Below are 20893 nucleotides of genomic sequence, written 5' to 3'. Positions count from 1 at the left end.
TCAATCATGGAAGTATTGTACGAACGTTGTTGTGGGATTGATGTACACAAGAGGGTTCTGGTTTGCTGCTTGAAATGCGGCAATAAACAGGAAATCAGGACCTTCGACAGCAACAATGACGAGATTCGTGAACTAACCAAGTGGCTGCAGCAGCGCAAATGTCAGATCATCGCTATGGAAAGTACCGGTTCCTATTGGAAGCCGCTTTACAACATTTTTGAACTATCTGGGCTCGACGCTATCGTTGCGAACGCTCGTGACATCAAAAATGTGCCAGGACGAAAAACCGACATTGGCGATGCTGAATGGATCGCTGATCTACTCAGGCATGGACTAATCAAGGCGAGCTATATCCCGAATCGTGAGCAACGTGAGCTCAGAGAACTCTCTAGATACCGTATCAGTCTTGTACGGGAACGAGCACGTGAACTCAACCGATTGCAGAAAATGCTCGAGGGGGGTAACGTAAAGTTGTCCAATGTCGTCTCCAATATCAATGGACGTAGCGCTCGTAAATTACTCCAATCCATGCTTGAAAGCGATGAACCATTGACTCGAGAATGTGTTGAGGGGATGATTCACGGTAAACTTGTCAGGAAAGTGGATGCGATCCTAAAAGCCATGAACGGATTCCTCACACCGTTGCAAAAGGAGCTCATTCGAAGAGTTGTGGATCATATCGATGTATGATATGAGTCAGCGGATTGGCGAAATGGATGACATGTTAAGCCGTTATCTGCAACCGTATCAAGAAGCCATAGAAAAATTAGACGAACTACCGGGCATTGGTAAGCGTAGTGCAGAGACAATCATCATTGAGACGGGCCTTGATATGAGTCGTTTTGCCACAGACAAGCATTTCTCTAGTTGGGCGGGGCTTGCCCCCGGAAATAACGAAAGCGCCCAAAAAAGGCGAAGGTGCCGTGTTGTAAAGGGAAACCAAACACTTCGAACGACGCTCGTGCAGTGTGCTAAGGCAGCATCACGCTGCAAGTCTTATTTTCGTGCACAATACCAACGGTTGGTTGTACGCAGAGGTGCCAACAGAGCTACAGTCGCTGTTGCACATAGTATGCTCATTGCGATTTATCATATTCTAAAGAGTGGCAAGACCTTTATTGATCTAGGAGAAGATTTTTACACGCAGTTCAACCGCGATAAGAAGATTACTCACCATCTCAAACAATTAACAAAACTTGGTTGGCTTCCTCATGCCGCAGAGGATGTTGCTATTGCATAATTTTTTTCATTCAAGATAGCTATGGGGGACTTTTGCGCTTTTTTATTCTTGTATAAACTTTTCATAACAAAATCAGCATAAAGAAAGCTCCGCCGATGTGTAGGCGGAGCTTTCTTTATGCTGATTTGCGGTTCATACGATCAGGCATGCCCATACGCAGTACCCGACGAATAAACTCTTCCTCCGAGGTCAGAATCTCGCAGGGCGCGTACTCTTGATAGGAATCGGGGTGACTGAGCAGAACAATCTGCGTCCCCGTCCCCAGGACAGTTTCGGTGAGGTATTCGTCGAGTCCATTCAGGCGACTCCCCGCCTCCATTTCGATCGCAATAGAGCCGCGTATATCACGATGTTTCGCCAGGATGTAAGGCATACAGTTCCCTCCTAAACGCATCTTCATTTCTGATTTTACCCTGTTCATACCATTTTCGCAAGACGCTGCCGATTGCTGCTGGCATTGCAACGCGTTTATATAGATGACAATGTAGCCAATCATTGAATTGACGATCAAAGGCAGTGTTGTATTGGAACTCGATGGGATAATGAAAGTGATCGACTTGAAAATACAGGTGTACACCGCGATAGCCATCATCGTATTTCTTTCCATTGCGCATATCAGAGCAGCGTTTGAACTCCTGCGGATACACAGCGCGCAGTTCGTCCACCTGTGCATAATCAGCGCATAGAACACGAAAACCGAGGATATCGTTATAGGTGCGCTCAACTGTAAAATGCGGATAATACCGGTCATACTTGAGTAATATAGAATCCAGCGATTTGATCCGATAGTGCAGTCCTGCTTTCTCCAAAAGAGGAATCCTCTCGCGATAGAATCGTCGTACCCGCCTGACATCTGCAAAAAGAACGTCCCGATCAATATGTGACAACACATTTCTCAAACTGCAGCCCAGTCCAGAAACACATGACAGATCGACAAGCAAGGCACGGGATATAGAACAAGCACGATCCTCTGCCATCAATAGCCTCCTGCTCTTCTATTACTATATCATAAAACACAGGAAGGTACTATTCTATTTCATCAGTGAGCCTTCATACTTTAGCGTTGCAAAGTAGTCGTCAAGCGTCTGGGCGCGGCGGATGAGTTCGATGCTGCCGTCCATGCGGCGAAGGAGCTCGGCGCACCAGAGTTTGCCGTTGTAGTTGAAGCCCATAGCGCTGCCGTGCGCGCCCGTATCGTGGATGATGACGATGTCGCCGATGTCGATCTTCGGCAGGGCGCGGTCGATGGCGAACTTGTCGTTGTTCTCACACAGCGAGCCGGTGATGTCATAAACGTGATCGGCGGGCGCGGTCTCCTTGCCGAGCACGGTGATGTGATGATATGCACCATAGAGTGCAGGGCGCATGAGATTCGCCATGCAGGAGTCAAGACCAATGTAATGCTTATACGTATCCTTCTCGTGAAGAACGGTGGAGACGAGCCAGCCCGCGTCGCCCGTCATGGCGCGCCCGCTTTCGGTGCGGATGCCGACATCGCCGAGCCCCGCAGGCACCATGATCTCGCTATAGAGCCGCGCAATACCGGCACCGACGGCTGCATAGTCGACAGGACTCTCCTCGGGACGGTATGGGATGCCGAATCCGCCGCCGAGATTGATGAACTCGATGTGGATGCCGAGCCGCTCCTGAAGCTCCGCCGCCAGCTCGAACATGATGCGCGCGGTGAGGAGAAATGCCTCGGTGCGCAGTTCGGCGGAAATCACCATCGTATGCAGTCCAAAGCGCTTCATGCCCAGCTCCTGTGCGCGCCGATAGCCCTCAAAGAGCTGTTCTCGCATGAGTCCGTATTTTGCCTCCATCGGCTTACCGATGATATCGTTGCCCTCGATGAGGTCGCCGGGATTGTAGCGAAAACTCAGCAGTTCGGGCACCCCCGCGTGCTGCACCATGTAATCCAGATGACTAATGTCGTCGAGGTTGATGATGGCACCGAGCGCGATTGCCTTCTGAAACTCGTCGTACGGCGTGTCGTTTGAGGTGAGCATGATCTCTTCGCCTGTAACGCCCGCCGCCTCAGAGATGATGAGTTCGGCAATGCTGCTGCAGTCCGTACCCGCCCCCTCCTCGTGGAGGAGCTGAACGATGCGCGGATTCGGCAGTGCCTTCACGGCGAAGTGCTCGCGGAAATGCGGCGCCCACGCAAAGGCATCGCACAGGCGGCGGAAATTCGCGCGGATCGTCGCCTCATCATAGAGGTGAAATGGTGTCGGGTAGCGCTCGATCAGGCGCAGCGTCTCTTCCTGCGTAAGCGGAAAGTTCTTTTCGTTCATGGTATCCTCCCTCTGTAAGTTTCCCCATTATAACAACGAAAATTTCTTCCTGTCAACAATGTATACCTTGACGAAAATCCTTCTCTCCCCTATAATGAGGGCTATCTTTTTTCTATATAGGGAACTGATTAAGGGGGTATATTCATGATATTGGGAGGAAAAACCCTGCGTCTCGCGGTCGCATTTGCCTGTACGGCACTGCTCGGCACGGCGCTTGCGGGCTGCGGCGGCAATGCGGCGAAGTCCGATGAGATCCGCATCGGCGCGAACTTCGAGATGACGGGCAACACGGCAAACTACGGCACATCGACGCTGGAGGGGCTGAAGCTCGCAATCAAGGAAGCAAACGATGCGGGCGGCGTGGGCGGCAAGAAGATCGTGCTTGTCGAGGCGGACAACAAGTCCGAGGCGGCGGAGTCGATCAACGCGGCAACGAAGCTGATCTCTGACGATCACGTCCGCGCGATTGTTGGACCTGCGACGACGGGCAACGTCATTGCAGAGTCGCAGGTCGCCACGGATAACAAGGTGCCCATCATTGCACCGGACGCAACGGCGGTTGATGTTACGGTGGAGGGCGGCAAGGTGAAGCCGTGGATTTTCCGCAGCTGCTTCATCGACCCGCAGCAGGGCGATGTCATGGCGAAGTTCGCGCTCGAAACGCTGAAGGCGAAGACGGCTGTCATCTACATCGACAACGCGACGGATTACTCCAAGAGCCTCGCCGAGGTCTTCCAGAAGGTCTTCACGGCGGGCGGCGGTCAGGGTCTCATGACCGAGGCGTTCCTGGGCAAGGATCAGGACTTCAAGGCGACGCTGACGCGTCTGCGTGCAGCAAATGCGGATGTCATCTTCGTCCCCGCCTACTATGAGGAAGTCGGCAAGATTGTCAAGCAGGCACGCGAGATCGGCATCACCGCCCCCATCATCGGTACGGACGGCTGGGATGATCCGAAGGTCGCGGAGCTTGCCGGTACGGCAGCGCTGAACAATACGTATTTCAGCACGCACTACTCCGACAAAGATGAGTCCGTACGCCCCTTTATCGACGCATTCCAGAAGGAGTATAACCACGCGCCGAACGTCTTTGCCGCACTTGGCTACGATGCGGGCAAGCTGCTCGTGGATGCGCTGAAGCGCGCGGGTTCCGATGATCCCGAGGCACTGCGCAAGGCAATCGAGGAGACGAAGGATCTCGTCGTCGGCACGGGTACGATCACGATGGATGCGCAGCACAACCCGATCAAGCAGGCGGTCATTCTCGAGAACAAAGACGGCGACCGCGTTGTCGTCGCAAAGATTATGCCGAGCATGTAATGATTCGGCTGTCGCACACAAAGAGCCGCAGTTCTGCGGCTCTTTTTCATCATATCAGGAGGTCATTCTATGGAGTTTATGCAGGAGATACTCCAACAGCTCATCAACGGCATTTCGCTCGGCAGTATCTACGCGCTCATCGCTCTTGGCTATACGATGATCTACGGCATCATCAAGCTCATCAACTTTGCGCACGGCGATATCTACATGGTTGGTGCCTATCTTGGATTCTATGCCATCACGCTCGGCATTCCCATCGTACCGGCAATCCTCATCTCAATGGCGGTCACGTCGCTCCTCGGCGTCATTGTCGAACGCCTCGCCTACCGCCCGCTGCGCCATGCGCCGCGCATCTCCGTCCTCATCACAGCAATCGGCGTGTCGTTCCTGCTCGAATACGTGATGATGGCGATTGTCTCCCCCACGCCGCGCACCTTCCCCACAACAATCAGTGATATCTCGTGGGAGTTCGCGGGGCTCATCATCAGCGGGCAGCAGCTCCTGATCATGGGCGTGACGTTTGTACTGATGCTGATTCTGACCTACATTGTGCGCAGCACAAAGATCGGCAAGGCGATGCGCGCCGCATCGTACGATACGGAGGCGGCGCAGCTCATGGGCATCAACGCGAACCGCATCATCTCGATCACGTTCGCCATCGGCTCGGCACTCGCGGCGGTCGCGGGCGTGCTCATCGGCATCTACTACAACTCAATCGACCCCCTCATGGGGCTTATGCCCGGCATCAAGGCATTCGTTGCAGCCGTATTCGGCGGCATCGGCATTCTGCCGGGCGCGGTCGTCGGCGGGCTTGTCCTCGGCATTGTCGAGGCGTTTATCTCGGGCTTTGGCTTTTCGATGTTCCGCGATGCGGCGGCCTTTGCCATCCTGATTCTCGTACTCCTCGTAAGGCCTGCGGGAATCTTCGGCAAGAACGTCAAGGAAAAAGTGTAAGGAGGGCTGTTCATGAACATATTGCAGAAAAACGATTGTAAAATGCTCGTCCTTGCCCTCGTGATCTACGGCATTATCATGGGACTGACGAGTGCGGGCATGCTCAGTGCATTCTGGCAGCTCAACCTCATCTTCGCGGGGCTGAACATCATCCTTGCAGCGAGTCTCAACCTGATCAACGGATATACGGGGCAGTTCTCGCTCGGGCACGCCGGATTTATGGCAGTCGGCGCATACGTCGGTGTTGTGCTCACGACGAATTTTGAGGTTCCCTTCCCCCTCGCGATCCTTGCCGGCGGTCTCACGGCAGGACTTCTCGGCACGCTCATCGGCCTGCCGACCCTGCGTCTGCGCGGCGACTACCTCGCCATTGCGACGCTCGGCCTTGGCGAAATCGTCCGCATTGTGATCATCAACGTTCCCTACGTCGGCGGCGCGGCGGGCTTCAAGGGGATTGCCCATCACACGGACTTTACGTGGGTGTTCTTCCTGATGCTTGCCACTCTCTTTATCATCAAAAATTTTGTGAACTCGCGCCATGGACGCGCCTGCCTCGCCATCCGCGAGAACGAGATTGCAGCGGAGTCGATGGGCGTCAATACGACGAAGTACAAGGTGCTTGCCTTTACCATCGGTGCCTTTTTCGCCGGCATTGCGGGCGTGCTCTTCGGACACAATATGTACATCCTCAGCCCCGCCTCGTTCACGTTCATGCAGTCGTTCAACATCCTCATCATGGTGGTCATGGGCGGTCTTGGCTCAATGACCGGCTCGATTGCAGGCGCACTCGTCGTGACCTTCCTCTCGGCGGCGCTTGCAAGCTTCCCGAACGCGCGCATGATCATCTATGCGCTCGCCCTCATCCTGCTCATGTTCTACCGTCCGCAGGGTCTCTTCGGCTATATCGAAGTCACGGCGATGCAGCCGCTCCGCCGCTTCTTTAAGAAGGGAGGCGAGGCATAATGGCAAAGGATCTGCTGACCGCATCGGATGTCTCCATGGTCTTTGGCGGACTCAAGGCGATTGTGGACTTCAATGTCCACATCAAAAATGGAGAATTACTGGGGCTGATTGGGCCGAACGGTGCGGGCAAGACGACGGCATTCAACCTCTTTACGGGTGTCTACCAGCCGAGCACGGGCGAGATCACATTCAAGGGCAAGAGCATTGTCGGACTCGCGCCGTACCAGATCACGGAGCGCGGCATTGCGCGCACATTCCAGAACATTCGCCTCTTTGGCGAGCTGAGCGTCCTCGACAACGTAAAGATCGCCTACCACTGCCACATGAACTACGGCCTCGTGGAGTCCGTTCTGCGCCTCGGACGCTACTGGTCGGAGGAGAAAAGACTTGAGGAGGAGGCGTACCGTCTCCTCGAAATCTTCCATCTTGCGGACACGGCAGAGGAGAAGGCAAAAAATCTGCCGTACGGTGCGCAGCGGCGGCTGGAGATCGCGCGCGCGCTTGCGGCGCAGCCCTCCCTGCTGCTCCTCGATGAGCCGGCGGCGGGCATGAACCCGCAGGAGACACTCGAACTGATGGAGATGATCCGCTGGGTCAAGAAGGAGTTCGGCATCACGATCCTCCTCATCGAGCACGATATGTCACTCGTCATGGGGATATGTGAACGCATCTACGTGCTTGAGTACGGGGCGATCATCGCAAATGGAACCCCTGCGGAGATTCGCTCGAATCCCGAGGTCATCCGTGCATATCTGGGGGCGGAGGAATAAGATGGCAAACGAAACGAACACAAAGATCGCCCCCGCAGGGGCAAAAGCGCCCATGCTCCGCATAACGGATCTGGAGGTTTACTACGGCGCAATTCACGCGCTCAAGGGTCTGTCGCTCGAAGTCAACGAGGGCGAGATCGTCACGCTGATCGGCGCGAACGGTGCGGGGAAATCCACGACGCTGCGTACGATTTCGGGGCTGATCGCACCGAAGAGCGGCACAATCACATTTGAAGGAACGAATATCGCGGGGAAGGGCGCACATGAGATTGTGCGCGCGGGGATCTCGCAGGTGCCCGAGGGGCGGCGTATCTTTGCCGAGATGACCGTGCTGGAGAATCTGGAGCTGGGCGCGTTCACGCGCAGCGATAAGGATGGCATCGCCGCCGATATGGAGATGGTCTTCACACGCTTTCCGCGCCTCAAGGAGCGCGTCTCGCAGCAGGCGGGCACCCTCTCAGGCGGCGAGCAGCAGATGCTCGCAATGGGGCGCGCACTCATGAGCCGCCCGCGGCTCCTCCTCCTCGACGAGCCGTCGATGGGGCTTGCACCGCTCCTCATCAAGGAAATCTTTTCCATCATCGTCGACATCAACAAGACCGGTACGACCGTCCTGCTCGTCGAGCAGAACGCAAACATGGCACTCTCCATCGCCAGCCGCGCCTACGTCCTCGAAACGGGACGCATCACCCTGTCCGGCGCGGCAAAGGAGCTGGCGGCGAGTGAGGACGTGCGGAAAGCGTACCTCGGGGGGTAAGATCGCTCATATTGGGCATCTTTCCCGCCCGATCCGCGCCAATCCGACGGACTTCATTTTATCGGCGATTTCCTTACAAAAGAAGGAGATTTAGACCAGAACGCGAATATTAGAATATATCGCACATATTCATTGGCAAGGAGGAAGCATTTATGTTTGTTGCCAACTGTATGACCAAGAATCCTGTCACCATCGCCCCGGACGCAGGCCTCGACGAGGCAGAAAAGCTCATGGACAAGGGGCATTTCCGCCGTCTGCCCGTCGTGGAGCACGGAAAGCTCGTCGGCTTTTTCACGAATCGCGATCTCCTGCGCGCCTCGCCGTCTGCGGCAACCACGCTTGATCGCTTCGAGATGCGCACCCTGCTCGCCAAGATCAAGGTCGCCGATGTCATGCAGAAGAACGTCATTACGGTCACTGACACCATGACGATCGAGGAGGCTGCGCTCATCATGACGCGCGAGAAGATCGGAGGCATGCCCGTCCTCTCCTCAGCACAAAAGCTTGTCGGCATCATCTCCTCCACGGACATCTTCAAGGCATTCATCGCCGTCATGGGACTCGACAGCGGCAAGACGCGCCTCACCATTGATGTCGCCGACCGCACGGGCGTACTGCGCGACATCGCAACCGTCCTCGCCGATCTCGACATCAGCATCGACAGTATGGTCACACTGCCGCAGCCGAGCGGCACCTATCAGATCATCATCCGCGCCGACATCGACGACGTGGATACCGTCAAGGATCGCCTCTGGGCAAAGGGATTCAAAGTCAGCCACGTCATCCAGATCGGCTGACCTGTCTGGTCGCTGCGCATGGGGAGCGCAGCGTGTCAATCTTATCGACATAAGAAAGGGGAAACGTAATGGCAAAAAAAGCGATGGGGTCAAGCGAAAAAGGGCGCGGCATCGGATTTCAGGTCAATGCTGTGGTCTGCATCGGCGTCGTGCTGATGGTCACAATACTCATGGCGTTTGTCGGCTATCGTTCATACGATACGATGCTCGCCAACGGCACGCGTGAAAAATACAACGAGCTGGGCATGACAATGGCTCCCATCCAAGAGCGCTACAGCACCGTCTATCAGTCGGCAAAAAGTCTCGCGGCACGTGTCGAGCAAATCACCTCCCTTCCGCCCGAACAGCGCAGCCGTGCGGATCTGATCCACGCACTGGAGGCTACAATCGCCGCAAACCCGAACATCGTTGGCACGGGGGCGTGTTTCGAGCCGAACGCCTTTGACGGACAGGACGCAGCATTTGTGAACACGGAGTTCTCCGATGCAACCGGACGTGCCATCCCCTATGCGGCAAAAGACCCATCGGGCAATGTCGTCGTCTCCCCGCTCACGGGGTACGAGACGGATGACTGGTATCAGTCGCCGCGCACCACGCAGAAGATCACGCTCTCCGAGCCGTACTGGTATAACGCAACGCCGACGACAAAGTACTATATGTTGACCGTCTCCGTCCCCATCATGGAGAATGGCCGCTTCATTGGTGCCGTCACGGTGGACTTTGACATCGCACCATTCCAGAGAGACCTCGCGTCGATGAGCCGCCCCGACAATTTCTTCGTCATCTTCTCGCCCAAGGGCACGGTATTCGCCCATGGCGTGAAACCCGAAAACGCCTCGAAAAGCATTTTCGACCTGGTCAGCGTAAACGAGAGTGAAGGTCAGAAATTCTTCGGCAAAGATCTCTACACATTTGAGAAGATCTCCGAATCGACAGGCGAGGCGTCGACGTACATCTTTCAGCCCATTGTCTTTGATGGCGTAGAGCAGCCATGGGGCGCACTCGTTGTCGTCTCAAACAAGCTGTTTACCGGCACAGCGAAGGAACTCGTCATCTTCTCCATCATCATTGCCGTACTGTGCAGCATCGTACTCCTCGTCGCGCTGGCGTTCTTTGTCCAACGACGTGTTTCGAAGCCACTTGAAGGACTCTCGGGGATGATTGAGCGCTTTGCTGCACTGGATATGCGTGCCGAACAAAACGCGCACCTTGCCCCCTACCTCGAGCGCAGCGACGAGGTCGGCATTATGACGCGTTCCTGCGGCGAAATGGCAAAGAATCTGCGCGGCATCGTCGGGCAGATCAACGGCAGCTCGCAGTCCGTCGCTGCAGCGAGTGAGGAGCTGACAGCAACTGCGCAGGGCACGGCGCACAGCGCACGCGAGATCGCAGCAGCGATTCACAGCATCGCCGACGGTGCAACGACACAGGCACAGGACACGAACGAGGCAGCGGCGCATCTCGAGAACGTGCAGGATCTCCTCACCGGCATCCAGAAGATCCTCCGGCAGGTCAACGATGTCTCACACGCCATCCGTGACCGCAAGGACGAGGGTGCTGAGATCCTCTCCAGTGCCATGAAGAAATCCGAGGAAACCGCACGTGCAACAAATGATGTTGCCATCGTTGTGGAGGAAACGAACCAGAGCGCCGAGAAGATCGAGTCCGCCAGCGAGATGATCCAGTCCATCGCCGACCAGACCAACCTCCTCGCCCTCAACGCCGCGATCGAGGCGGCACGCGCAGGCGAAGCGGGGCGCGGATTCGCCGTCGTCGCCGAGGAGATCCGCAAGCTCGCCGAGCAAAGCACCAGCTTTACCGAGGAGATTCGCTCCGTCATCAGCGAACTCAAGAACAAAGCACAACGCGCCGTTGATACCATGGAAGTCTCGAAGGGACTGGTCACCGAAACACAGACCAGTCTGGATGAGACACAGGAGAAATTCCAAAAGATTGACGAGGCAGTCACCGAGGCGCTCAAAGTCATTGAGCGGATGAACACCTCAACTGAGGACATCGTAAAGGCGAGCCAAGAAGTCGCACGCGTCGTCCAGGGGCTGCAGCGCCTTGCACAGGAGAACGCCGCCACAAGCCAGCAGGGCAATGCCGCCGTCGAGACACAGACAGTATCACTGGAGGACATCGCGAATGCCTCCGAAGGGCTGGCAAACATCGCAACCGACCTGCAGGGCGAGGTCGGAAAGTTCAAGGTCTGACTCCCCCATCACACGGCAAAGGGCTGCGATCCGAAGCGAACAACTTCGGATCGCAGCCCTTTTGGTTCATCATTCCTCTATCATCTGACCATTGGTGTCAACGAAGATCGAGCGCGACACAGGAAAATGCGCCAGAATATGCCTGCCCTCCGTCGCACCGAGGACAAAGATCGCGGTCGAGAGCATATCCACAAGCAGCCCTGTATGTCCCTGCCATTCCGGCACATCCGTTTCCATGGGCAGCACCACAGTCACGGAGGCAAGTCCCGTCATGGCAGGATAGCCCGTGCGCGGGTCGATGAGATGATGATAGCGCTGCCCCTCATAGACAAAGAACCGCTCATCATCTCCCGAGGAGGAGAGAACTTCGTCCGAAAGCGCAAGTGTGGTGAGGAGATCATGGTTCCCCGCTCCGCGCGGATTGCGGATGCCGATCTGCCACGGTGTCCGTTCCGCATTTACCCCCATGCCGAGGATCGAGCTGGTACCGAGATCGGCGAGTGCATTGGTGATGCCCGCTGCTATCCAGTTCCTGCGGATGCCGTCAAGCGCAAGCCCCTTGATCAGTGCACCACGGTCGAACCGCATCCCCGCTTTCATGAGTCTCGCCTCATATTTCGTTTGACCATTCTCCGCGCGCGTACGCAGCTCAAGCGCCTCATACCCCACGCGTGCGCGTGCGTCTGCCACAGCCTCCGGGGACGGCGGCAGCTTCTCCACCCGCGCCCGCTCCCACAGCTGTGTGAGGGTACCCGCCGTCACATCAAAGGCTCCGTTGGAACGCCGCGCAATCTCCTGTGCAAGACGCAGCGTCTCATAGAGATCGGGAGGCAGCTCCGTCCATGCGCCCGTCCCCGCTGATGACTCCACAGTGGCGAGAATTGCCCCATCCGCATCCTCCTCCGTCTGCGTGAGCACGGCAAGCCCGTCCCGCAGTGCCGCCTGCGACGTGATCTCATCCGCACGCACCGTCAGCCGCGCCACCGTCCCCATCACGAGCTTTGTATCCTCCGCCGTCACATTCCCTCCGCAGCCGCCAAGAAGGAGAGAACCGCAGAAAATGACGATGGCAGGATTTTTACATAACGCGAAGAATCTTTGTATCATATTATTCCTTTCGATTTATGTGAGGTGCTCTATGCCGCGTTCCAGATTCTATGAGATCGCTCGCTTCGTCCTCGTCGGCGGCGCGTGCTTCGTACTCGACTACGGCCTGCTCTACATCCTCACCGAGTACGGTGGGCTGCACTACCTGCTGTCTGCGGGCATCTCCTTTACCGTCTCCGTCTTTGTCAACTATTGGCTCTGCCTCGTCTGCGTCTTTCGTGGCGCAAATGCTCAGACGCGCCGCGCGAAGATGCTCTTTTTCGGATCGAGCATCGCGGGACTCGGACTCAACCAGCTCCTCATGTGGCTGCTCGTCGACTTCGCCCATATCTACTATATGATCGCAAAGCTGATTGCCGCCGGCATCGTCATGGTGTGGAACTACATCCTCAAACGCCGCGCCGTCCTCGGCAGATGAGCTTAGGAAGCACTGATAAATTCAGCCGCGCCATCTTAGCGCATCTTTTTTGCCCGCTTTTCGTTAGCAAATCCTCCACATAGCTTTGGCTATGCGTCCGGTTTGCTGCCTCAATCGGGCGAAAAAATCTACGCCAATCTGCAGGACTGTTTTATCAGCGATTCCCTTATTCTAACAACTTCATACAGAGACTTCAAGCCTCCCGCCGCAATGGGAGACTTTTTCATGTGCACATTTCTCCCACAATAATGCAGAATTTTCCACCTATCAACGCGAAATAAAAGTATGATAGTTTTTATCAATTGTTAAGATAAATTCTATGTATCATCAAAAGAGGAGACGAAAGCTATGGCAATGGAAATCTCACGCCGCACCTTTATCAAGGGTACGGCGGCAGCGGGCGTTGTGCTCATGTCCGGCGCCTACCTCGGCTGCGGGAACCAAAACATTCCCGCGCAGGTCAGGCGCGGCGATGTGACCTACGATGTGCTCATCATCGGCAGCGGGGGAGCCGGGATGCGCGGCGCTCGCGGCGGCGAAGGACAAGAATCTGAAGGTCGCCGTCATGTCGAAGCTCATGCCCACACGTTCGGCATCGACAATGGCACAGGGCGGTATGAACGGTGTCACGGGCGTCACAGACGAGAAGGATACGGTCGAATCACATACATTTGACACGATCAAGGGCGGTGACTATCTCTGCGATCAGGATGCCGTCGAATACTTCGCAGAGAATGCAGGCAAGATCATCTACGAGATGGACTATATGGGCTATCCGTACAATCGTCAAAAGGACGGTCATTTCCATCAGCGCAAGATGGGCGGCTCCTCCCACGCACGCGCATCCTACTTCGAGGATCGCGCAGGGCACGCAATGGTGCACGCGCTCTTCGAGCAGTGCCTTGCACATGACGTGGACTTCATCTCCGAGTGCCAGATGCTTGAGATCGCAATGACAGACGCTGGAAAACTTGCGGGCGTGATCGCGATGGATATGCGCTCGGGCGACCTCATCGGCATCCCCGCAAAGACCGTGCTCATTGCAACGGGCGGCTACGGACGCGCGTATTGGGTACGCACATCCAATCCATACAGTTCGACAGGCGACGGCATCGTTGCAGGCATGAACGCAGGCATCCCGTTCAAGGATCCCGAGATGGTGCAGTTCCACCCGACGGGACTCTCCGTCAACGGCGTACTCCTCTCCGAGTCGAGCCGTTCCGAGGGCGCGCTCCTCGTCAACAAGAACGGCGAGCGCTTTATGTCGCGCTATGCGCCGGAGAAGATGAAGCTCGCGACGCGTGACATCGTAGCACGCGCGATTGCAACCGAGATCGAGGAGGGGCGCGGCATCGGCGAGGGGCTGACCGCAGGTGTCTACCTCGACTTCACAAAGATTCCCGCCGAGCGCATCCACGAACGTCTCGGACAGGTCGCCGATCTCTCTCTCCGCTTCGCAGGCGTCGATATCACAAAGGCGCCCGTCCTCATCAGCCCAACCTGCCACTACTCGATGGGCGGGCTTGAGATGGCGGACTTCCATACGGGCGCGACGCGTGTGCCCGGCATCTTCACGGCGGGTGAAGCGAGCTGCGTCTCCGTGCACGGCGCGAACCGCCTCGGCGCAAACAGCCTCTCCGAGGTACTTGTCTTCGGCAAGACGGCGGGCGAGGGCGCTGCCGCCTATGCCAAGGAACACAGCTACGAGGGCAATCAGGACGCACTCACGTCAGGCTGTGCGAAATGGAAGGATATTTTCGATCAGGTAACCGCGCGTCCGCACGCAGGCAACCGCACCGTTCCTGAGATCCGCGACGCGATGGTCGATACCATGTGGTTCAAGGCGGGGGTTTTCCGCAATGGCTCGCAGCTCGAGGAGGCGGCAAAGGAGCTGCATGCGCTCGAGGAGATCCCGAACTGGACGTGCTGCGGTGCTTCGCACGCACAGGGCGTGAACGACCTCGCCGCGCTCGCCGTCAACGCGCGCAGCATCTCCATTGCCGAGCACATGGGGCTGCCCATCCTGACCGTCTGCAACACCTGCACACTCCAGCCGCGCACGGCGAAGCGCCGCCTTGATCAAGATGCGGCGCTCAAGGAAAAAGTCAACGCCATCCTCAAGGAGGCGGGGCATCCATACGAATATCAGGGAACGAGTGCGATCACGCATTTCCTCTGGGTACTCGACGAACATCCGGAAGTCCTCGACGGCAAGGTCACGAATGCGCTGAAGGACACACAGGTCGCCTGCTACTATGGCTGCCACATCCTGCGCCCCGCGCCTATCATGAACCACGAGAACGCCGATTATCCCGAATCGTTTGAGCGCCTTGTGCGCCGCCTCGGTGCGGAGCCCGTCTGGTTCGACGCAGGACGCAAATGCTGCGGTTTCCATGCCCAGTTCACAGCAGAGCGCGACGTGCTGACCGTTACGGGGCAGATTGCCGCGAGCGCTGACCGTGCCGGAGCAAACCTGATCGCAACCCCCTGCCCACTCTGCCAGATGCAGCTCGACATGTACGGTCCCGAGGGTCGTGAGGCTGTGCACTCACAGACCGAAATGCCCGTCCTCCACCTGCAGCAGCTCGTCGGTCTTGCACTCGGCATGACAAAGGACGAGGTGGGATTCAACCGTCATGTGTCCGCGCGTGAAAAATTGAAGGTCGGAGGTTAAGGAAACACTGACAAATTCAGCGTCATCATTTTGACGCATCTTTTCCCGAATCGTGCCTTAGGACATCACTGATAAAATATTTTTGAGAGCCTGCCCGCATTTTCTTCTGCCATATATGGGTCGGATACTGCCAAAAAGGCGTATCATTCGACGTGTGACAAGGAGAAATGTGGGCTGTTTCTCATTCTATTTGCCTGTAATTACAATTTAATCATATCAAATGGAGGATATTGTCTATTATAATAGAATATAGCTAATGAATTCACTCTTATAAATTTGCTTCAATAGATAAAATTATCTTGCTATTTTATCTATTTTGCGCTACACTGAAAAAAAAGGATGGACGGCTCATTGACAGCAGATATGTGAGCGCTGCCAAATTCATCTGCGTAAAGGGAGTGAATATCATGTTTCTGGAGGAGCGCCAAGAGCTCATCGTTCGCATGGTGGAGCGTGACGGTAAGGTCAAGGTCAAAGAGCTCAGCGCTAAATTCAAAGTCACCGAAGACTGTATCCGCAAGGATCTTGGATCGCTCGAGCGGCAGGGACGTCTGAAACGTACCTACGGCGGCGCCGTGAAATTGACGCAGAGTGTTCACATGATCGAAGTCAGCCGCCACCGTCATACCGACATCGAGGCAAAACGACGCATTGCGCAGGCTGCTGTTTCGCTCATTCAGGACAAGGACATGGTCTTCCTGGATGTTTCGACGTGCAATCTTGCGACTGCGGAACTCCTCATGAAGAGTGACCGCGACCTGACTGTTGTGACTAATATGGTCGATGTACTCGGCGTGCTTGCACGCAACCCCCGCATCGAACTGATCTTTGCGGGAGGTCAGCTCAATCGTGGACGCGATGGATTCTGGGGCGGTATGACGCAGGACTTCATCGGCAGACTCAAGCCCGACATTGCCTTTGTCGGCGCAGTCGGCGTGGATGTCAAGGGCAACAGTGTTTCCACCTACGACATCGACGACGGACTGAACAAGGCACGCATCATCGCGCGCAGCAAACGCGCCTATGTGGTCGCGGAGGCGCGCAAACTCTCGACCGACGGCAACTACGACTACACTCCGCTCAACGCCCTTGCAGGGCTTGTGACGGATACGGAACCACCTTCGGACATCCGCGCGGCGGCGGCAGAGCTCGGTGTGGATATCGTCCTGCCCTAAGCATCGCATACTGTTCGAAAGGAAAAAGCCGAGGCGGCTCTTGCCGTCTCGGTTTTCTTGTGCAAAAATAAGGGGGTGTGCACGAACGCCCCTATCGGCTCGCTGTGCTCGCCACTTCCCCCGCGCTGACGGGGGAAGCTAAGATGCCATAATCCTAGCCTCCCCCGTGCGACACGGGGGAGGGGGACCGCGTAAGCGGTGGAAGGGGCGCTTGTGGCGATATCGCTGACATAATGTAAGGGGGAATGATATGAAGGATTTGCTCGATCACTGCACACTTTGTCCGCGCCGCTGCGGCGTGAATCGAAATGCAGGTGCGCGCGGCTTCTGCGGGGCGGGGCGCACGGTGCGCGTTGCGCGTACGATGCTGCACCGATGGGAGGAGCCGTGTCTTGTCGGTGCGCAAGGGGCGGGTGCGGTGTTCTTTTCGCACTGCACGCTGCGCTGCGTCTACTGTCAGAACCATATAATCAGCCACGCGGGAAATGGCGTGGAGATAAGCATCGAGGAACTTGCCGCACGGTTTGTATCGCTCGAACAGGAGGGCGCGGCGACCCTCGACCTTGTGACGCCGACGCACTATACGCCGCAGATTCTCGCAGCACTCGAACGCTCACGTGCACAGGGGCTGCACCTCCCCGTGGTCTGGAACACGAGCGGCTATGAAACGGAGGAAAATATTGCGCGGCTGGCGGGTGCGGTGGACATCTACCTGCCCGATCTGAAATACAATACGGAGGAGAGCGGACGGCTTTACTCTGCCGCCGCAGACTATGCAGAGACGGCATGGACAGCGCTCATGGCAATGGTGCATCAGGTGGGCGGCGTGCGTTTCGGCGCGGACGGACAGCTTCTCGGCGGCGTGCTTGTACGCCATCTCGTCCTGCCCGGGCACCGTCACGAGAGCATTGCGCTTGTGCGCCGGCTGTGGGAGACGTTCGGCGATACGATTCAGCTCAGTCTCATGCGGCAGTATACGCCGCTCTACCGTGCCGCAGAGTTCCCGCCGCTGCATCGGCGGCTCACGACGTTTGAGTACGAGTCCGTCGTTGCGGCGGCGCGCGAACTTGGCATGGAGCGAGTCTATGTGCAGGGCGCAGATGCGGTTGGGGCGCAGTATGTGCCGGATTTTGAGTGAGATGTTTTATAATTTGATATAGCGGAGCAAGTCCCTCGCAGAACCCTCGTTACGCAAGTGGTCGGGCACTTATCTGCCTAAATACCTGCGGATTCCAAACGCGCTTCGCTTGAACGAATAAAATCCGCAGGGGGGCAGAACGTGCCCTTTTCTCCACTTGCTTCACTAGGGTTTGCTACGGGACATTGCTCCGCTTACCAAGTTCACTATTCCATCTCACGACCGCGCTCTAGCAATCCCCTTCCACACAGCCTTTCTCAGCAGATCCGCAGGGATCATGGTCGCGGCAAGGAGGAAGACGAGCACCCAGCCGCCCGCATGAATCGGCGTTGTACTAAACATCCCGCCGATCCACAGCCCTACCTCATGGGGGATGTAGGGTGCATTGATGATTGCCGCCATGATGAGGACGATCATCGTCCATACTTTGACAAAGCCGATGTTCTCGCCGAGTCTGCGGAAGATGCCGAAGCCTGCAGCACGGACATTGAAGCCATTCATCAGCGAGGCGAGGACAAAGAGCAGGAAGTACGCCGTATAGTGCTCCGCCTTTCCGTCAAAGCAGGCGGCAATACGCGCGTCTGTGAGAAAGAAGAAGCTGAGGAGGACGAGCCACACGCCCATGCAAAGGATCTGCACGCACATCGCGGGGCTAATGAGATTTGCGTCGCGCCGGCGCGGCTTCTCGCGCATGTAGCTTTCATGCGCCGGCTCGTTGCCGAGCATGATTGCGCCGAGGCTGTCCATGACGAGGTTGATAAAGAGGAGATGTGTCACGCGCAGCGGTTCGATGATGCCGAAGAACGGGGCGACGGCACTCACAACAACCGCTGCGATATTGATGACAAGCTGAAAGCGGCAGAATTTCAAAATATTGTTGTAGATCGTACGTCCGTAGAGGATCGCATCCTTGATCGAGCGGAAATTATCGTCGAGAATGACGATATCCCCCGCATCGCGTGCCGCCTCCGTGCCGCTGCCCATTGCAAATCCGACATCAGCGCGGCGCAGTGCAGGCGAGTCGTTGACCCCGTCCCCCGTCATGCCGACGACGAGATTCATCTTCTGCGAGAGCCGCACGATCCGTGACTTGTCCGTTGGAAGTGCCCGCGCGATGACGCGCAGCTGCGGCAGTACGCGCTGCACCTCATCGTCCCGCATCTGGGCGAGATCGCTGCTCGTGAGGACGAGATCGCCGTCCGCGCGCAAAAGTCCCGCGTCGCGTGCAATCGCAACGGCGGTCTCACGGCGGTCGCCCGTCACCATGACGACCTGCACGCCCGCCGCCTGTACCTCCGTAATCGCCGCACGCGCCTCGGGACGCACATCGTCGCGAATCGCAGCAAAGCCGATCAGGACGACGTCCGCATTGATCTCATTCTTCCGAAAGGGCTGCTCCGAGTACCCGAACGCGAGCACGCGCATCGCACGCGTGGCGTACTCGTTTATTTTTGCGTTCAGCTTTGCCGCATCGAATGAGGTAAGTGTCCCATCCGCACGGAGCGCATACTGCGCACGCGCAAGGAGCGCCTCGGGGGCACCCTTGTAGACGACGGTGCCGCGCGCAGGCAGCTCTGCCTGACTGAACTTATTCGTCGAGTTGAAGGTCTGCCGCTGCCCCGCACGATCATGCTCATCTGCGTGCATGGTACAGTACGTTTCAACGCCCAGAAAGCGCATGACTGCCTGATCGGTCGGATTGCCGCCGACAACAGTGCCATGCTCGTCATACATGGCAGCGGAGTTCATGCCGATTGCAAGTTTCAGCTTTTCATGAAGGACGGCGTGCTCCTCCGGCACAATCACCACGCCATCCGCCGTGAAGAAGTCCACGACCTCAAGCCGCCCGCCCGTGATCGTCCCCGTCTTGTCACTGAAGAGGATGTTCAGCGAGCCGGCGGTCTCGATGCCCACGGCACGCCGGACGAGGACGCCGCGCGCAAGCATGCGGCTCGTATTCTGCATGAGGACGAGTGAGATCATCAGCGGCAGCCCCTCGGGCACGGCACAGACGATGATGAGGATGGCAAGCGAGACCGCCTGAATGGCGTCCACGAGAATTTGACTCCACCCCTGCATGACGTACGCCTCAAGTCCGCCCGCACGCAGGGCAAAGAACATCATGTAGAGGGAGACGATGACCAGCCCCGAGATGTAGCCGAACGCAGAGATCTGATCGGCGAGCCTGGCGAGCTTCACCTGCAAGGGAGAGTCCGGCTCCCGCACCTGCATCTCCGCCGCCATTCTGCCCATCATGGTGTGCACGCCGACGCGCCGCACCTCCATCACGCCCTCACCGTCAAAGACAACGCTCCCGCGAAAGAGTGTCGCGTCGTCGACGAAGGTATCGCCTGTGATTTCCTCGGGAAATACATAGCATCTGTCTGCGGGGATCTTCGGGCATTCCTCCGTTTCCCCATTCAGCGCCGTATTGTTCACGCGCAGTTCCCCCGCAAGGAGCATGCCGTCCGCCGGAATTTTATTGCCGCCCTGCAAAATCACATGATCGCCCACGACAATCTCATCCACGGGCAGGACGAGCAGCCCGCCGTCGCGACAAACCTTCGCCGTGTCCTTTGCCGTGCGTGCACGCAGTGCCCGATACTCCGTATCACTCGCGACGTTCGTACGCGCCGTCACCGTCGCCACGATGATGACCGTCACAATCGTTCCGACCGGTTCATAGATCTCCGCATGCCCGGCGAAGTACATGGCGATCATGAGCGCAACCATCACCAGCAGAATGCGGATCATCGGGTCGCGGAATGTCTCGCGGAACGCCTGCCCGAACGTCATCCACGCAGGCTCCGGAATGGCATTTGATCCATGTATGCGGCGCGATTCCTCCGCCTCTGCCGAGGTCAGTCCCGTGAAGCTCAACTGTATCCCCTTCCCAAAATCGGAGCGTTCAGGAAGCACTGATAAATTCAGCCGCGCCATCTTAGCGTATCTTTTTTGCCCGCACTTCGTCGGCAAATCCTCCACATAGCTTTTGCTATGCGTCCGGTTTGCCTCCTTGTTCGGACAAAAAATCTACGCCAATCTGACGGACTTCATTTTATCAGCGATTCCTTTA

Annotated in this window: 20 protein-coding genes and 1 pseudogene; 15 read left to right on the top strand and 6 right to left on the bottom strand. The window is 56.8% G+C overall.

The window, feature by feature from the left end:
- The first annotated feature begins 6 nt into the window (after nucleotides 1–6).
- Both C8273_RS13000 and C8273_RS12995 read left to right on the top strand, forming a co-directional pair.
- On the top strand, nucleotides 7–690 hold the full coding sequence (locus C8273_RS13000; protein WP_234343817.1) for an IS110 family RNA-guided transposase: 684 nt from the start codon (nucleotides 7–9) through the stop codon (nucleotides 688–690).
- A gap of 1 nt (nucleotide 691) precedes the next feature.
- Entirely contained in the window at nucleotides 692–1240 is a 549-nt protein-coding gene (locus tag C8273_RS12995; RefSeq protein ID WP_234343814.1) for a transposase, read from the top strand.
- 115 nt (nucleotides 1241–1355) lie between these two features.
- On the opposite strand, the gene C8273_RS03010 is transcribed toward C8273_RS12995, so the two are convergent.
- From C8273_RS03010 to C8273_RS03000, 3 genes are read right to left on the bottom strand one after another with little or no spacing between them, the layout of a single operon-like run.
- Entirely contained in the window at nucleotides 1356–1613 is a 258-nt protein-coding gene (locus C8273_RS03010; protein WP_106626331.1) for a DUF6718 family protein, read from the bottom strand.
- Nucleotides 1585–2217, bottom strand: a complete 633-nt coding sequence (locus tag C8273_RS03005; protein WP_106626330.1) for a RelA/SpoT domain-containing protein — start codon at nucleotides 2215–2217, stop codon at nucleotides 1585–1587. Before C8273_RS03005 ends, C8273_RS03010 begins: the two co-directional genes overlap by 29 nt.
- A gap of 54 nt (nucleotides 2218–2271) precedes the next feature.
- Nucleotides 2272–3531 carry a diaminopimelate decarboxylase family protein gene (locus tag C8273_RS03000; RefSeq protein ID WP_106626329.1) on the bottom strand — a complete coding sequence of 420 codons (1260 nt, stop codon included), beginning with the start codon at nucleotides 3529–3531 and terminating at the stop codon, nucleotides 2272–2274.
- Between the two features lie 144 nt (nucleotides 3532–3675).
- Here C8273_RS03000 and C8273_RS02995 point away from each other — a divergent pair, with 144 nt between their 5' ends.
- From C8273_RS02995 to C8273_RS02965, 7 genes are all read left to right on the top strand, one after another.
- Nucleotides 3676–4848, top strand: a complete 1173-nt coding sequence (locus C8273_RS02995; RefSeq protein ID WP_106626328.1) for an ABC transporter substrate-binding protein — start codon at nucleotides 3676–3678, stop codon at nucleotides 4846–4848.
- Nucleotides 4849–4917: 69 nt separating this feature from the next.
- Nucleotides 4918–5802 (top strand): branched-chain amino acid ABC transporter permease, encoded by an 885-nt coding sequence (locus tag C8273_RS02990; RefSeq protein WP_106626327.1) that lies wholly within the window; start codon nucleotides 4918–4920, stop codon nucleotides 5800–5802.
- Between the two features lie 12 nt (nucleotides 5803–5814).
- The gene (locus C8273_RS02985; protein WP_106626326.1) at nucleotides 5815–6765 is read left to right on the top strand and encodes a branched-chain amino acid ABC transporter permease; all 951 of its coding nucleotides are present in this window, start codon (nucleotides 5815–5817) and stop codon (nucleotides 6763–6765) included.
- Nucleotides 6765–7535: an ABC transporter ATP-binding protein gene (locus C8273_RS02980; RefSeq protein ID WP_106626325.1), complete on the top strand. Its 771-nt coding sequence runs from the start codon at nucleotides 6765–6767 to the stop codon at nucleotides 7533–7535. Before C8273_RS02985 ends, C8273_RS02980 begins: the two co-directional genes overlap by 1 nt.
- A gap of 1 nt (nucleotide 7536) precedes the next feature.
- Complete coding sequence (locus tag C8273_RS02975) at nucleotides 7537–8292, top strand: ABC transporter ATP-binding protein (protein ID WP_106626324.1); 756 nt, start codon at nucleotides 7537–7539, stop codon at nucleotides 8290–8292.
- A gap of 152 nt (nucleotides 8293–8444) precedes the next feature.
- Nucleotides 8445–9089 (top strand): CBS domain-containing protein, encoded by a 645-nt coding sequence (locus C8273_RS02970; protein WP_106626323.1) that lies wholly within the window; start codon nucleotides 8445–8447, stop codon nucleotides 9087–9089.
- A 68-nt stretch (nucleotides 9090–9157) separates the two neighbouring features.
- Nucleotides 9158–11305, top strand: a complete 2148-nt coding sequence (locus C8273_RS02965) for a methyl-accepting chemotaxis protein (protein ID WP_106626322.1) — start codon at nucleotides 9158–9160, stop codon at nucleotides 11303–11305.
- Between the two features lie 69 nt (nucleotides 11306–11374).
- Here C8273_RS02965 and C8273_RS02960 read toward each other — a convergent pair whose 3' ends face one another.
- On the bottom strand, nucleotides 11375–12412 hold the full coding sequence (locus C8273_RS02960; RefSeq protein WP_106626321.1) for an FAD:protein FMN transferase: 1038 nt from the start codon (nucleotides 12410–12412) through the stop codon (nucleotides 11375–11377).
- 31 nt (nucleotides 12413–12443) lie between these two features.
- Here C8273_RS02960 and C8273_RS02955 point away from each other — a divergent pair, with 31 nt between their 5' ends.
- Nucleotides 12444–12830: a GtrA family protein gene (locus tag C8273_RS02955; RefSeq protein ID WP_106626320.1), complete on the top strand. Its 387-nt coding sequence runs from the start codon at nucleotides 12444–12446 to the stop codon at nucleotides 12828–12830.
- On the opposite strand, the gene C8273_RS12990 is transcribed toward C8273_RS02955, so the two are convergent.
- Nucleotides 12802–12945 (bottom strand): secretion protein HlyD, encoded by a 144-nt coding sequence (locus C8273_RS12990; protein ID WP_106626319.1) that lies wholly within the window; start codon nucleotides 12943–12945, stop codon nucleotides 12802–12804. The genes C8273_RS02955 and C8273_RS12990 overlap by 29 nt on opposite strands.
- Before the next feature lie 233 nt (nucleotides 12946–13178).
- Between C8273_RS12990 and C8273_RS12985 the strand changes: the two genes are divergently transcribed.
- The 5 genes and pseudogenes from C8273_RS12985 (at nucleotide 13179) to C8273_RS02935 (ending at nucleotide 17817) form a co-directional block, all read left to right on the top strand.
- A complete protein-coding gene (locus tag C8273_RS12985) occupies nucleotides 13179–13505 on the top strand; it encodes a twin-arginine translocation signal domain-containing protein (RefSeq protein WP_234343811.1) in 327 nt (108 codons plus the stop codon).
- Nucleotides 13396–14406: pseudogene (locus C8273_RS13420) on the top strand (FAD-binding protein); the annotation flags it as partial. The gene C8273_RS12985 and the pseudogene C8273_RS13420, both read left to right, overlap by 110 nt.
- Before the next feature lie 255 nt (nucleotides 14407–14661).
- Complete coding sequence (locus C8273_RS13415) at nucleotides 14662–15504, top strand: CoB--CoM heterodisulfide reductase iron-sulfur subunit B family protein (RefSeq protein WP_407695401.1); 843 nt, start codon at nucleotides 14662–14664, stop codon at nucleotides 15502–15504.
- Between the two features lie 407 nt (nucleotides 15505–15911).
- A complete protein-coding gene (locus tag C8273_RS02940) occupies nucleotides 15912–16679 on the top strand; it encodes a DeoR/GlpR family DNA-binding transcription regulator (RefSeq protein WP_106626318.1) in 768 nt (255 codons plus the stop codon).
- 250 nt (nucleotides 16680–16929) lie between these two features.
- Nucleotides 16930–17817: a radical SAM protein gene (locus tag C8273_RS02935; protein ID WP_106626317.1), complete on the top strand. Its 888-nt coding sequence runs from the start codon at nucleotides 16930–16932 to the stop codon at nucleotides 17815–17817.
- A 216-nt stretch (nucleotides 17818–18033) separates the two neighbouring features.
- On the opposite strand, the gene C8273_RS02930 is transcribed toward C8273_RS02935, so the two are convergent.
- Nucleotides 18034–20697 (bottom strand): cation-translocating P-type ATPase, encoded by a 2664-nt coding sequence (locus C8273_RS02930; protein ID WP_106626316.1) that lies wholly within the window; start codon nucleotides 20695–20697, stop codon nucleotides 18034–18036.
- Nucleotides 20698–20893: the final 196 nt, after the last annotated feature.

The organism is Candidatus Centipeda massiliensis (genome assembly GCF_900290285.1).
In the GTDB taxonomy this organism is placed as follows: Bacteria; Bacillota; Negativicutes; order Selenomonadales; family Selenomonadaceae; genus Centipeda; species Centipeda massiliensis.
This window is presented reverse-complemented; position numbering and strand designations above follow the sequence as displayed.

Bases quoted from the DNA above. Each gene is read 5' to 3' on its own strand.
- C8273_RS13000 (WP_234343817.1), top strand. From the start codon at position 7: ATGGAAGTATTGTACGAACGTTGTTGTGGGATTGATGTACACAAGAGG.
- C8273_RS12995 (WP_234343814.1), top strand. From the start codon at position 692: ATGAGTCAGCGGATTGGCGAAATGGATGACATGTTAAGCCGTTATCTG.
- C8273_RS03010 (WP_106626331.1), bottom strand. From the start codon at position 1,613: ATGCCTTACATCCTGGCGAAACATCGTGATATACGCGGCTCTATTGCG.
- C8273_RS03005 (WP_106626330.1), bottom strand. From the start codon at position 2,217: ATGGCAGAGGATCGTGCTTGTTCTATATCCCGTGCCTTGCTTGTCGAT.
- C8273_RS03000 (WP_106626329.1), bottom strand. From the start codon at position 3,531: ATGAACGAAAAGAACTTTCCGCTTACGCAGGAAGAGACGCTGCGCCTG.
- C8273_RS02995 (WP_106626328.1), top strand. From the start codon at position 3,676: ATGATATTGGGAGGAAAAACCCTGCGTCTCGCGGTCGCATTTGCCTGT.
- C8273_RS02990 (WP_106626327.1), top strand. From the start codon at position 4,918: ATGGAGTTTATGCAGGAGATACTCCAACAGCTCATCAACGGCATTTCG.
- C8273_RS02985 (WP_106626326.1), top strand. From the start codon at position 5,815: ATGAACATATTGCAGAAAAACGATTGTAAAATGCTCGTCCTTGCCCTC.
- C8273_RS02980 (WP_106626325.1), top strand. From the start codon at position 6,765: ATGGCAAAGGATCTGCTGACCGCATCGGATGTCTCCATGGTCTTTGGC.
- C8273_RS02975 (WP_106626324.1), top strand. From the start codon at position 7,537: ATGGCAAACGAAACGAACACAAAGATCGCCCCCGCAGGGGCAAAAGCG.
- C8273_RS02970 (WP_106626323.1), top strand. From the start codon at position 8,445: ATGTTTGTTGCCAACTGTATGACCAAGAATCCTGTCACCATCGCCCCG.
- C8273_RS02965 (WP_106626322.1), top strand. From the start codon at position 9,158: ATGGCAAAAAAAGCGATGGGGTCAAGCGAAAAAGGGCGCGGCATCGGA.
- C8273_RS02960 (WP_106626321.1), bottom strand. From the start codon at position 12,412: ATGATACAAAGATTCTTCGCGTTATGTAAAAATCCTGCCATCGTCATT.
- C8273_RS02955 (WP_106626320.1), top strand. From the start codon at position 12,444: ATGCCGCGTTCCAGATTCTATGAGATCGCTCGCTTCGTCCTCGTCGGC.
- C8273_RS12985 (WP_234343811.1), top strand. From the start codon at position 13,179: ATGGCAATGGAAATCTCACGCCGCACCTTTATCAAGGGTACGGCGGCA.
- C8273_RS13415 (WP_407695401.1), top strand. From the start codon at position 14,662: ATGTGGTTCAAGGCGGGGGTTTTCCGCAATGGCTCGCAGCTCGAGGAG.
- C8273_RS02940 (WP_106626318.1), top strand. From the start codon at position 15,912: ATGTTTCTGGAGGAGCGCCAAGAGCTCATCGTTCGCATGGTGGAGCGT.
- C8273_RS02935 (WP_106626317.1), top strand. From the start codon at position 16,930: ATGAAGGATTTGCTCGATCACTGCACACTTTGTCCGCGCCGCTGCGGC.